Annotated in this window: 8 protein-coding genes; 2 read left to right on the top strand and 6 right to left on the bottom strand. The window is 70.7% G+C overall.

Annotated elements, in window-relative coordinates; all coding sequences use genetic code 11:
* Positions 1 to 88: 88 nt before the first annotated feature.
* On the top strand, positions 89 to 709 hold the full coding sequence (locus OHS81_RS03140; protein WP_328382202.1) for an L-threonylcarbamoyladenylate synthase: 621 nt from the start codon (positions 89 to 91) through the stop codon (positions 707 to 709).
* A gap of 121 nt (positions 710 to 830) precedes the next feature.
* Here OHS81_RS03140 and OHS81_RS03135 read toward each other — a convergent pair whose 3' ends face one another.
* The gene (locus tag OHS81_RS03135) at positions 831 to 1,625 is read right to left on the bottom strand and encodes an oxidoreductase (RefSeq protein ID WP_328390869.1); all 795 of its coding nucleotides are present in this window, start codon (positions 1,623 to 1,625) and stop codon (positions 831 to 833) included.
* A gap of 294 nt (positions 1,626 to 1,919) precedes the next feature.
* On the opposite strand from OHS81_RS03135, the gene OHS81_RS03130 reads away from it, so the two are divergent.
* A complete protein-coding gene (locus OHS81_RS03130) occupies positions 1,920 to 4,748 on the top strand; it encodes a helix-turn-helix transcriptional regulator (RefSeq protein WP_328382200.1) in 2,829 nt (942 codons plus the stop codon).
* Positions 4,749 to 4,874: 126 nt separating this feature from the next.
* Here OHS81_RS03130 and OHS81_RS03125 read toward each other — a convergent pair whose 3' ends face one another.
* From OHS81_RS03125 to OHS81_RS03105, 5 genes are all read right to left on the bottom strand, one after another.
* Entirely contained in the window at positions 4,875 to 6,014 is a 1,140-nt protein-coding gene (locus OHS81_RS03125; protein ID WP_328382198.1) for an RICIN domain-containing protein, read from the bottom strand.
* A 284-nt stretch (positions 6,015 to 6,298) separates the two neighbouring features.
* The gene (locus OHS81_RS03120) at positions 6,299 to 7,450 is read right to left on the bottom strand and encodes a substrate-binding domain-containing protein (RefSeq protein WP_328382197.1); all 1,152 of its coding nucleotides are present in this window, start codon (positions 7,448 to 7,450) and stop codon (positions 6,299 to 6,301) included.
* 44 nt (positions 7,451 to 7,494) lie between these two features.
* Positions 7,495 to 8,535, bottom strand: a complete 1,041-nt coding sequence (locus OHS81_RS03115) for an ABC transporter permease (protein WP_328382196.1) — start codon at positions 8,533 to 8,535, stop codon at positions 7,495 to 7,497.
* Positions 8,532 to 10,076: a sugar ABC transporter ATP-binding protein gene (locus OHS81_RS03110; RefSeq protein ID WP_443058644.1), complete on the bottom strand. Its 1,545-nt coding sequence runs from the start codon at positions 10,074 to 10,076 to the stop codon at positions 8,532 to 8,534. Before OHS81_RS03110 ends, OHS81_RS03115 begins: the two co-directional genes overlap by 4 nt.
* Positions 10,077 to 10,124: 48 nt before the next feature.
* Entirely contained in the window at positions 10,125 to 13,043 is a 2,919-nt protein-coding gene (locus OHS81_RS03105; RefSeq protein ID WP_328382195.1) for a SpoIIE family protein phosphatase, read from the bottom strand.
* Positions 13,044 to 13,077: the final 34 nt, after the last annotated feature.

Genomic DNA, 13,077 nt, shown 5'->3' with positions numbered 1-13,077 from the left:
AGCGGGTTCGGCCGGTGCCTCCAGGGCCGGCCGAGCCCGCCGCTCCTGCCACCCGAGCACCGGAGGCCGCATCCCGTAGGCTCGATGGATGGCGAAATACTTCGATGTGCACCCCGACAATCCCCAGCGGCGCACCATCAGCACCGTGGCCGAGAGCATCCGCTCCGGTGCGCTCATCGCGTATCCGACGGACTCCTGTTTCGCGCTGGGATGCCAGCTGGGCAGCCGCGACGGCATCGACCGGATCCGGTCGATCCGCAACCTCGACGATCGTCACCACTTCACCCTGGTGTGCCAGAACTTTGCGCAGCTGGGCCAGTTCGTGCACGTCGACAACGATGTGTTCCGCGCGGTCAAGGCGGCGACACCCGGCAGCTACACCTTCATCCTGCCCGCGACGAAGGAGGTGCCGCGCCAGCTGATGCACCCCAAGAAGAAGACCGTCGGAGTCCGGATCCCGGACCATGTGGTCACCCAGGCCCTGCTCGCGGAGCTGGGTGAGCCGCTGCTCTCCAGCACCCTGCTGCTGCCCGACGAGGAAGAGCCGATGACGCAGGGGTGGGAGATCAAGGAACGGCTCGACCACGTGGTGGACGCAGTGATCGACTCGGGTGACTGCGGCACCGAGCCGACCACCGTCATCGACTTCTCCGGTGACGGTCTGGAGATCGTACGCCGCGGTGCCGGCGACCCCGCGCGCTTCGAGTAGCGGTCCGGTGCCATCACGGCCGACGGCGCCGGCCAGGGCCCGTACACCCTGCCGTCCGGCGCCGCCCGACCGGGACCGACAGGAAGAAGTCCTGTGTACCGGAGGCGCGCCGCGCCGTGTGTCAGGTGGTCTTGATCTGGCCGCCGTCGATGACGAATTCGGCACCGGTGATGTTGCCGGCGCGCGGGGAGGCCAGGAAGACCGCGAGGTCGGCCACCTCCTGGGGTTCGGTGATGCGTCCGGTGGAGATGCCCATCTGCTGGGGCACGACCTGGTCCAGGGCCTCTTGCGCCGTGCCGCCTGAACGGGCCGCGACGGTGTCGGCGAAGGCGCCGGGGGCGGTCCAGAACGGGGTGCGGACAGGGCCGGGGGCGATGGCGTTGACCCGGACACCCCGGGGAGCGAACTCCTCCGACAGAGCTTTGGTGAGGTTGCTCAGGGCGGCTTTGGCCGCTGAATAGTCCACCACCATGGGGAACGGCAGCCGGGCGTTGACCGAGCTGATGGTGACGATCGCGCCCTCGCCGTGGGCCAGCAGGTGGGGCAACGACGCACGGCTGGCGCGCACCGCGCTCAGGAATGTCATGGTGAGGGCGTGCAGCCAGGCTGCGTCATCGACGTCGAGGAAGCCGGCGCGCGGGGTGGTGGCACCGACGTTGTTGACCAGCACGTCGATCCGGCCGTGTCGGTCCGCTGCCGCCCGGGCCAGGGTGTCGGCGCCATCGGCGTCGGCCAGATCGACGGGGTGGAAGGTGACGTCGTACCGCTTGCGCAGAGCCGCCAGCTCGGTGGTCTCGGTGCGGCTGCCCACCACCACGCGCGCACCCTCACGGCCGAGTGCTTCGGTGACGGCCAGGCCGATGCCCTTGCTGCCTCCGGTGACCACGGCGACCTTGTCCGTCAGATTCAGCTCCACCGGGAACTCCTCCTCCGTCACGCTTCCCACCTGGCTCCATGCGCCTGCACGGCCGCATTGAGCGAGTATCGGCCCCCGGCTCGGAGCAGTGTCCTCGCCACGCGGCCCGTGCCGCGGATTCCCGCGAACCACCGCCCCCTCCCGCATACGCCCGGGTTCCACGGTTGCCTTGATCGACGAGCGGACTTGTCCGGGTGACGGTCGTTCAATACGCACATCCAAGACATGTGCTAAGAAGCACCTGGCATTGCATGGCTTGGGGGCGAAGTGATGGCTTCATTCGAAGGTTGGCTTGTGGGGCGTGCGGCTGAGTTGGCGGAGTTGTCCAGGCTGGTGGAGTCCACGCTCGCGGGCGAGGGGCGGGCCGCGTTCGTCGTGGGGGAGGCCGGTGTCGGGAAGACCGCGGTGCTCGAGCGGGCTGCGGCGGCCGCGGGGCGCAGTGGCCTGCGGGTGCTGCAGGGGGGTGCCCAGGAGCGGGAGCAGGCCTGTCCGTTCGCCTTCATGTCAAGCTGCTTGGGGCTGGAGGAGTCTCCCTCGGATGCCCGGCGTGCCCGGGTCGCCGACGTGCTGCGTGGCGATGCCCGCTACGGTCTGCCGGGCGCCAAGAGCGAGACGGCAGGGGCGTATGCCGCGACGATCGAGGCGATCGTCGGGCTGGTCGAGGACTTGTGCGCACAGGGGCCGCTGGCGCTGTTCCTCGACGACCTCCAGTGGGCAGACTCGGCAAGCGTGGCGGTGTTGCACAAACTGGTGCGTTCGGTGCATCAATTGCCGCTTCTGGTGGTGGGTGCTCACCGGCCCGTGTCCGGAGTCGGGGAAGTCGACCAGCTGTCACGGAGCCCGATCGCCGGCAATCGCACCCTGCTGGAGCTGGCTCCCCTCGATACGGAGGCCGTGGCGGCTCTGCTGGCGGACCTGTGCGGCCGGCCGGCCGGTCCGCGACTGCGCCGCATGGCCGAGGGAGCCGCCGGCAACCCGCTGTACCTCACCGAGTTGATCGCCGCGCTGAGGCGCGAGCAGGCCATCGAGACCGGTGCGGCCACGGCGGACGTCGCCGCCGGCTGCACGCTGCCGTCGCTGACCACGCTGGTGACGCACCGGCTTCGCTACCTGCGCGACGAGGTGCTGCAGGTGCTGCGCGTCGCCTCCGTACTGGGCGCCAGTTGCACCACCGCCGAACTCGCAGCGGTGGTGGACCTTCCGCTACGCGACCTGCTGGCCGTCATGGCGGAGGCCGAGGCAGCCGGGGTGCTGAGGGACACCGGCCAACACCTGCGCTTCCGGCATGAGCTCATCCGGCACGCCTTGTACGACGCCGTGCCGGGGTCGGTCCGGGCCATGCTGCACATGAGAGCGGCGCAGTGTCTGGCCGGGGCCGGGGCAGCTCCCGAACGCGTTGCCGAGCACCTCCTGAACGGGCTGCCGAGCCCGGACTTCCTGATCACGTGGCTGGAAGGATCCGCGGCACGGCTCACCACGCGGGCGCCCGCCATGGCTCTGCGGCTGCTCACCACGGCGCTGGAACTCGGCGACCCCACGGATGCCGGGTACGCCGGCCTCCGTCTGCACCACGCCCTTGCGCAGCTTTCCTGCGGTCTCCTCGCCGAGGCGGAGGAGAGTGCCCGCTGCGCCCTGGCCAAGGCGCCCGACCCCGGGTGGGAATGCCTGATGCGCTGGATCGTCATCCAGGCCGCGTTCGCCCGTGGCCGGCCTGACCTGGCGCTGGCGGAGACGCGGGCCGGATGCCGGAGCCCGGACGTACCGGCGGTCGAGGCGGTCCGGCTCCAGGCTTTCGGCGCGGTATGTCTCTTCGCACTGGGCGACATCACCGAAGCCGGCGCGGTCGCCTCACGTGTCCGGCGCGCCGCTGACCAGGCCGGCGACAGCCACGCCCTGGCCGGCGCCCTGCATGTACTGGCAGCCAAGCGGTTCCTCGAAACGCCTGACGCCGAAGCGGTGGCACTTGCGCGGCAGGCGTCCCGCCTCACGCCCGAGACCATGCACCCGGCGCAGTGGATGGGGCTGCAACTCGCCCTGGTGAACTACTACGTCGATCTCGATCTCGGGCACGACGCCCAGCGGACCCTCGCCGCCATACGCATCCCGGCGGAGCAGACCGCAGGGATGTTTCTGCCCTGGTACCACCTGTCCTGCGCGCTCCTCGCGTTTCACACGGGGCGCTGGGACGATGCGCTGGCGGAGATCACCTCAGGTCTCGACTGCGGAGGCCAGGACGCGCTGAGCCGGGCGCTGCGGGCGCTGGCGGCATTGATCGCCGTGCACAGAGGCAGGCGCCCCCTCGCCGAAGCACATCTGACCGCTCTGCTGCCCGAGGGCGACAACTCGACGGTCGCTGCCTTCTACGAGTACCTGCCGTTGTGCGCCGGCGTCCTTCTGGACGAGGCCCAGGGCGATGCCCGGCGCGCCTACTCCCGACTCGCCGAGGCGTTCGACAGCGGCGTCGGCCATCTGCCGGGCCAGCTGATCCTCAGTTTCCTGACACCTGATCTGGTCCGCCTCGCCCTGGCCCGGGGAGACCATGCGAACGCACAGCGATACGCCGCCGCCGCGCAACGGCGCGCCGACCACAGCGGCGGCCTCTACCACCTCGGTGACGCCTACCGCTGTGAAGGTCTGCTGAGCGGGGACCCGGATCTGCTCATGGAAGCGGTCCGCTGCTACCGCAACGCTCCGCGGCCGCTCAATGCGGCACACACCTTGACCGATGCGGCGGAAATGCTGGCCCGTAGAGGACGGTTGGACGATGCCCGCGTCCTGCTCGATCAGGCACTGGACACGTTCACGCAGCTGGGCGCGGTCTGGGACGTGGCCCAGGCGACGTCCCGGCTGCGTGCGGTCGCCGTCCGCCGGGGCTCACACAGGACCCGGACCGGCTTTCGCGACGGCTGGGAAGCCCTCACCCACACCGAACGCCTGGTGGCGGAGCACGTGGCCGAAGGGTGTTCCAATCCCGAGATCGCGGCTCGGCTGTCCATCGCCCGAAGCACCGTCAGCACCCATGTGTCCGGCATCCTCAGAAAGCTGGCGATGACCTCGCGGGTCGAAATCGCCGCGGAGGTGACCCGCCGGCAGAAGTCCGGCTGGTCACCTCCGCAGGACTGACCCCTCGGCGCTCGACGCGTGGTTCCCCGGCTCCGTTCGCGGAGGCCGGGGAACGGTCCGACGGCGTGCCGTCAGATCACGCGGCGGAGTGCACTCGGATCACGCGGGGAGTGCACCGGTCACCGGTCACCGGTTGTCGACGCACTCACGAGCGGGGCTGTCGCTCGTGCACAGCACCAGGTTGCTGCTGAGACTGTCGGTGCCGTCCTTGGCGGGGACGGTGGCGGTGCCGTCGCCGGACCAGGTGTCACCGAGATCATTGGTGAACGTCCACTTGCCCGTCACGGTCTTCATCAGCTGGCCGCGCATCGCCCAGCTGTAGTTGCCCGGCTTCACGGATATCTTGTTCGCGTCGCTCACGGCGTCGGTCTGGGTCCAGGAGTGCTCGTAGCGTGCGGTGAGCGCCGTACTGACCTTGGCCGTGACGAATTCGACGTTGACCCCGACCTCGCTGGTGACGGTGAGGGAGGTGCCCACCGTATTGGTCTGGGACGTGGTCTGGGTCCAGGTGATGGTCCGGTCCCCGGGGTCGGTGCTGTTGTTCCACACGTTGGAGCTGACCCGCTTCAGGTTCCCCACGGAAGCCACGCTGTCGCCGGTGACCTCGTAATCGCACGACTTGACGGTGCCGGCACCGTTGCTGCACTGCTTCAGGGCGTACGCGGTGGCCAGGTCCGAGAGGCTGGGGCCGGTGTACTCCGGGCCGGGCGTCGGGCCGATGGTCCACTCCTGATTGCCGGCACCGTTGCAGTCGTGGATACCCACGGTCGTGCCGTCGTTACTGCTTCCGCCGAACACATCCATGCACTTATTGGTGTTGACGTTCCGGATCAGGTAGTAGCCGTCACCACCGTTCGAGGGCTGCAGGTACCAATTCTGCTTGCTGTTTTTCTGGTCGCAGTACCTCGGCTCGACAAGGTGGCCGTTGTCGGTGTTGAAGTCGATGCACTTCTGCGTCTTGTCATTGCGGATCAGGAAACTCCCGTCCCCGTTGGGGAGGATGCTCCAATTCGCCATCGGCGACTTGTTGATGACCATTTCGGTCCCGTAGTCCGGCGAGTCCTTCGCCAGATCCAATGACGGCGCAAGACCGTCGCCCTGGGGCAGGCGAGGCGACAGGGACAGGCCGGTCATGGCGGGGGTGTCCGCGTGAGCCGTTCCGGTCGTGAGCGGAGACACTGACGTGGCGAGGGTGGCGAAGGCGACCGCGGCAAATGCGGCCATCGTGCGTCGCACCGGTCTGTAGGGGGTCGGCTCGGTGATCATGGTTATTCGGTTCTCCTTGGGCAGTTCTTGCCTGTGGGACGGTTGGCAACCGGCCCTTTTGCCGTGGCAACGCCGCCCGGACAGGGGAGGAAGCGCCCCGTCCCTGGCTGTGGCCCCTGCTGCGGCGGTGCCAACGTACGGGGCCCGGCGGGGCGTTACATCCGTCAACTGACGGAGGACTTGCGCACGAGGGCGCTCGCGGCGGGTGTTCCCACTCTGCCCGGCAGGACCATGAACCGGGGAGCATCCAGCGCACTCACGCCGTGCTCACCCGGGCCCGGGCCCTACCTGCCCCAGATCTTCCGGTACGCCGCGCGATAGCCGGACGGGTCCCATGTCGTGGCCCCACGGCTGTTGCCGGCCGTGGCGATGTGCACGGGGGCGACATAACCGCTGGCGGGTCTGCCCGAGAAGGCGCGGTTGAACTCGTCGAGGATCTGCCAGCCCTGCTGGGAGAAGGGCTCCGGAACGGTGGCCGCCTGGAACTGTCTGCTGTTGATGCGCTGGAAGGCGGACGGGTCGCCGTCGCCCGCACCGATGTTGAAGGGGGCGCCGCCGCCCTTCCTGCCTGCCGCGCGCAGGGCCGGGGCGGCATCGGCGAAGTACACATCGTTGATGGCGACGGAGTGGGTCCAGCGGTCCCCGAAGCGGGAGAGGAGTGCGGAGACCTCCTGGGGTGTGCGGCTGCTGGTGTCCGGGAGCGGGATGTTCTCCTCCTCCAGGAGTTGCACGCCGGAGCAGGTGGCGAGCTGTTTCTTGATCAGTTCGGACTTGTTCCTGGCGAACGGGATCGAGGCATCGGTGAACACGACGACTCCCGCGTGCCCCCGGGAGCGCGTGATGATCCAGTCCGCGCTGATCTTCGCGACGTCCTGGACGTTGGTGGTGATGTTGCTGAAGAGGTCGGGGTCCTTGCTCGGGCCGGGGGCGTCGACCGCGTGCCAGCCGACCAGCGGGAGGTGCGCCGCGTTGGCCGTCGCGACCTGCCGCGACGTCAGACGCGGGTCGAAGCCGCCGATGACGATGCCCGCGGGCCGGAGGGCGATGGCCTGGCTGAAGGCCGCCTGGATCCCGGCGGGGGTGCCCTGACCGTCGATCACCCGGACGGACCAGCCGAGGGTCTTCGCGGCTTGCCGGACGCCCTGCGCGGCGCCCGCGACACCGGGATTGGTCATGGTCTGCGCGACATAGACCAGGCGTTTGCCGAAGACCGCCCGGGGGCCGCTGGTGGGGCCGTCCCACACGGTGTGCGGCTGCTCGGCCCGTACCACGGCCGCCCGGGCCCGGGCCAGGACGGCGGGACAGCCGGTCTTCGCCGGACCCGGCGACCAGGGTGCGGCGCCGGTCGAGGCGCCGCGTTCGCAGCCGGCGAGGACAGTGGCTGCCAGAGCCACGACGACTGCGCCGCCGAGGGCGGTCTTGCGGTGCGCGTGCACGGGCGCTCCCTGCGGGGGGACGACACGGTGGAGACGGCCGGAGGTCACGAGCTGATACGGACCGCGTCATGGCGGGGCCGGGACGGTGGTGTCCGCCGTTGGCGCAGCTGGCGGCGGGCGGCATAGCCGGCCATGCCGACGGCGAGGAGCAGGGTGGCGCCGTTGAACAGCGGGGTGACCCAGAACTCGGCGCCGAGCTGGCCGATTCCGGCGAGGCCGATGGCGAGAATGACGACGGCGACCAGGGTGCCCAGGGCGTTCGGGCGGCCGGGCTTGATCGCGGTGGACCCGAGCAGCGCACCGACGAAAGCGGGCAGCAGATAGTCCAGGCCGACGCTGGGATTGCCGATCCGCTGCTGGGCGGCGAGCAGGACACCGGCGATGCCGACGACCAGTCCCGAACCGGCGAAGGCGTAGACGACGTAGCGCCGGGTGGGGATGCCCACCAGCTCGGCGGCGCGCGGGTTGGAGCCGATGACATACAGGTAGCGGCCGAGCGGCAGCCGCTCCAGGAGCAGCCACAGCACGGCGGTCAGCGCGAGGACGTAGAAGGCGGACACCGGCAGGCCGAGGAACCTGGAGTCGTAGAGATCGGTGAAGGCCGTCGGCAGGCCCTGCGGGCCGGGGACGATCCGGGCCCCGTTGGTGATCCAGCCGGTGAGGGCGTACAGGATGCTGCCGGTGCCGAGCGTGGCGATAAAGGAGTTGATCTTTGCGAATTCGACGACGATCCCGTTGAAGACGCCGACGACCGCCCCGCCGGCGATCACGGCGAGGCAGGCGAGGGGCCAGGGCCACGCCTCGTTGGCGAGGAGCTGCATCGTCATGACGTGCGCCAGGCCGAGACCGTAGCCGAGGGACAGGTCGAACTTGCCGGTGACGATGGGAATCATGGCGCCCAGCGCGAGGAGGGCGGGGATCGACTGGTTGGACAGGACCTCGGAGATGTTGTCCAGGGTGGGAAAGGTGTCCGGCAGCGCGAGGGAGAAGGCCAGGAAGAGCAGGGCGGCGAAGGCCAGGAGGCCATAGGCGCCGAGGAAGTGCCCGAACCGGCGTCCCGGCAGGAGGCGGGGGGAGGGGGTCATGGTTCCACCGTCCCCGTGAGCGCGCTCATCGCCGAGGAGGCACGGGCGAGTTCGGTGACCGTGAGAGCCCCGCCGCTCAGCTCCACCGTCACCGCCCCGCGGACGAACACCAGGGCGCGATGGCACACGTGGGCGACCTCCTCGAAGTCGGTGGAGAGCAGCAGGACGGCGAGGCCTTCGGCCAGCGCATCCCGGAGCAGGCGGTAGATCGCCGTCTTGGCGCCGACGTCCACCCCGGCGGTCGGCTCTTCGAGGATCAGCAGACGCCGGCTCGTCCTGAGCCACCGGCCGACCATGACCTTCTGCTGGTTGCCCCCGGACAGGGTGGCGATCGGCGCCTCGGTGTCCCGGGGGACCACCGAGAACCGCTCGACCAGGGCCGCGGCCTCGGCGCGCTCGCGCCGGGGAGCGATCCGGCGCCACGGCGGCACACCGCTCGCCCGGGGGTTGGCCAGGAAGTTCTCCCGCACCGTCAGTTCGGGGGCACAGCCCTCTTCCTGACGGTCGCTGGTCACCAGGCCGACGCCGGAGCCGACGGCGGCCATGACCGTGTGCGGAGCGTACGGCAGGCCGTCGAGCAGGGCCCGTCCGCCGGCGACCGGCCGGGATCCGGCGAGGGCGCGGCCCAGTTCCATGTGACCGGCGCCGGTGAGGCCCACCATGCCGAGGATTTCCCCGGCGCGCACCTCCAGACTGACCGGCGCCGTGCTCTCGGTCCGCACCCGGTCGAGGCGCAGTACGGCCGGACCCGAAGCGGGGGCGATCCGGAAGCCGGCCGGTTCGTGGCCCACGATGTCGCGCACCAGCCGGGCCGGCCGGTAGCCGCTTACCGGGCCCTGGCTGACGAGGCGTCCGTCCCGCAGGACGGCGAAGTCATCGGCGACCTGGTACACCTCGTCGATCCGGTGGGTGACAAGGACGAGGGCACGACCCTGGTCGCGCAGGGTGCGCAGGACGTCGAACAGCCGGGCACAGTCGGCTGCCGGGAGGCTGGCGGTCGGCTCGTCCAGGACGATGACGGCGGCCCGGGTGGACAGTGCGCGGGCGAGCGCCACCAGGGAGCGTTCGGCGCGCGGGAGATCGGCGAGCGGGATGTCCGGGTCGAGATGCGCGGCCACGATGTCCAGGGCCGCGGTGCACTGTCCGCGGATCCCCCGCCACGACAGCAGTCCCGCGCGGCGGGGATAGCCGGCCCCCAGGGCGATGTTCTCGGCGACCGTCATCCAGTCGACCAGACCCAGGTCCTGATGGATGAAGGACAGGGCGCGGGAGGCCGCCTCGGTGCCGAGCGGGTGCCCGGCGACGCTCACCTCGCCCGCGTCCGCGGAGTGGACGCCCGCGAGCACCTTGATGAGGGTGGACTTTCCGGCACCGTTGGGGCCGAGCAGGGCGAGGATGCGGCCGGGGCGGATGTCGAGGTCGACCGCGTCCAGCGCCAGGGTGCCGCCGAACCGCTTGCACAGGCCGCGTACCCGGACGAGAGGCCGGGGGGTGTGGCCCAGGGGAGGGGGGCTGTCAGCGCTATCCGTACCGATTACCACAATTCCGACATGGTACGGCCCGTCGTGGCCCAGATGCCGGAGGGCCTGTCAGAGGGCGGGGATGGTGTCGACAAATGCTTCGGCGGCGTCGGATTTTCCTGCCGGTGCCTCCAGAGCGCACTCGGCCCAGATGACCTTGCCGCCCGCCGTGTAACGGGTGCCCCAGGCCTGGGCGAGCTGTGCGACGAGGAACAGGCCCCGGCCGCCCTCGTCGGTGCTGGCCGCATGGCGCAGATGCGGGGCGGTGCTGCCGGCGTCGGAGACCTCGCAGATCAGCGTGCGGTCATGGAGCAGGCGCACCTGGATGGGGGCGGTGCCATAGCGGATGGCATTGGTGACCAGCTCGCTGAGCAGCAGTTCGGTGGCGAAGACGACCTCGTGCAGCCCCCATTCGGTCAGTTGCCGGGTCACGGCGGCGCGGACGCCGGAGACGAGCGCCGGGTCGGCTGCCAGGTCCCAGGTGGCGATGCGCCGGGGAGCGAGGGCACGGGTGCGGGCGACGAGCAGCGCGATGTCATCGGCGGGGTGCCGGGGCGCCACGGCCCGGAGGACCGCCTCGCAGGTGTCCTCGGGCGGACGGTCCGGGTGCGCCAGGGCGTGGCGCAGCAGGTCGAGAGCCGTATCGACGTCGCGGTCGCGGTCCCCGATGAGCCCGTCGGTGTAGAGGACGAGCCGGCTGCCTTCGGGAAGAGTGAACTCGGCGGTCTCGAAGGGGAGGCCGCCCAGGCCCAGCGGCGGGCCGGCCGGCAGGTCCGGGAAGGTGACGGTGCCGTCGGGGTGGACCAGCGCGGGCGGAGGGTGCCCGGACCGGGCCATCACGCACTGCCGCGTGGTGGGGTCGTAGATGACGTACAGACAGGTGGCGCCGATGATGCCGGTGCTGTCGGCCGCTGACCCCTCGGTGCCCTCGTCCCGGTCGAGGCGTCCCACGAGGTTGTCGAGATGGGTGAGGACTTCGTCCGGGGCGAGGTCGAGTTCGGCGAAGTTCCGCGCGGCGGTGCGCAGCCGGCCCATCGTGGCGGCGGCGTGCAGACCGTGGCCGACGACATCCCCGACGACGAGGGCCACCCGGGTGCTGGAGAGGGGGATGACATCGAACCAGTCGCCGCCGACGCCGGACTCGGCGGGCAGATAGCGGTAGGCGACGTCGACGGCGTTCTGCTCGGGGACGCTCTGCGGCAGCAGGCTGTGCTGCAGGGCAAGGACCATGGTGTGCTCGCGGGTGAAACGGCGGGCGTTGTCGATGCAGATGGCGGCACGGGTGCCGAGTTCCTGGGCCAGCGAAAGGTCGTCGTCCCCGAACGGGGCGGGATCCCGTGAGCGGTAGAAGCTCGCCGTGCCCAGGGCGATGCCGCGGGCGAGGAGGGGGACGACGATCAGCGAGTGCACATGATGGCCAAGGAGGCGCCGGGCGTGCGCGGGATCCTGGGCGATCCAGCCGCCGGCCGTCCTCAGGTCGGCTTCGAGGATGGGCTGCCGGTCGTCCAGACAACGGAGCTGGGGCGTGGAGGGACGCAGGTCCACCCGCTCACCGGCGGGGTAGAAGGGGCAGTCGTCCCGGATCCCGTGGACCACCGTGCGGTAGAGGCCGGTGCGGGGATCGGTCGGTTCCTCGCCGCGCAGCACCGCCTCGGGAAGGTCAATGGTGACGTAGTCCGCCAGGCGCGGGACAGCCATCTCGGCGAGTTCCCGGGCGGTACGGCTCACGTCCAGTGTGGTGCCGATGCGGGTGCTGGCCTCGGACAGCAGCTCCAGGCGGCGCCGGGCTGCCACGGCGTACTTCCCCACTTCCGGCTCACCGATCAGCACCAGCCCACCGGCCGTGCGGCGGGAGCGAGGTCCGGCGGGCCCTTCGGTGTGACGGCCGGAGGGGCTTTCGGCGGGACCGGGCGCGCCCGGTGGGCGGTCCTGGGCCGCCGCCCGGTCCGGTCCGGTGCCGGAAAGCTGCCCGTGCAGCGGGACGCCGGGGGCGAGAAGCTGCACGGGCGCCGGGCCGGGCGCGGCGCCGGCGGCGCTGACGACGGCGAGGTGCTGATGTGGTGCGGGAAGGACCGCCTCGATGACGACGCCCTCCACGCCGGAGGGACTGGTCACCGGCCGGCTCAGCAAGGTGATCCGCCGGCCGCCGGGCAGCGGGACCTCGACGGCGGCTCGCTGCGCCGAGGAGATCAGATCGGTGGCCCGTTCTTTGAGGATCATCTGGTCACGCCAGTCCAGCCCGCTCTCGGCCAGCCCACTTTCGGCCGGCGGGCTCTCGGCAGGCCCGCGCGGCTGCCCGTTGTCCGTCGCCTCACCGGCCGGTGCCCGGCTCCTGGCGTCGAGGTAGGCCTGCAGCAAGGCGCGCTCGCGCGTCGAACTCTGTTCCAGCAGCCGCCGTTCGATGGCCCCGGCTGCCCTGCTGATCACGTCGTTCAGCGCCACATCCGCATCGGTGGGCGGGAAGCCGAGGCACAGGATGCCTTCGATGCGTCCGCTGAGCGGGTCCCGGACGGGAATGGCCGCGCACGCATTGGACTGGGAGCGTTCGGCGAAGTGCTCGGCGCCGTAGACGTTGATCAGCTGCCGTTCCGCGAGGGCCAGACCGATGCCGTTGGTCCCCGCGAACTCCTCGGCGAACACAAAACCCGGGACGCTCTGGATCGCGGCCAGATGCCTGACCAGCGAGGCGTCGCCGAAACGCCGCTGCAGTACGGCCCCGCGGCCGTCGGCGAGGGACACGTTCATGTTCCTGCCCGCGAACCTGGACTGCAGACGGTCCAGTACGGGGGTGGCGGCGCGGACGAGCCGCCCGTCCAGATCGAGATCCTGACGGAACGGAAGCTCGCATTCCTCCGGCGACAGCCCCAGCGACCGGGAGCGCTGCCACGAATTCAGGATCGGGCTGCGCACGGGCCCCTCGACCGCCCCACCGCGGAGAAACTGCTCACGGGCGCGCGCGGGGCCGATGTCCTCTCCCACGAGCCCCATCCCGACCACTTCCCACATCGGTAGGTGCCGCTCT

The organism is Streptomyces sp. NBC_00400 (assembly GCF_036048035.1).
Taxonomy (GTDB): Bacteria; Actinomycetota; Actinomycetes; order Streptomycetales; family Streptomycetaceae; genus Streptomyces.
Note: the sequence above shows the minus strand (reverse complement) of the source record. Positions and strands in the feature narration are given on the sequence as shown.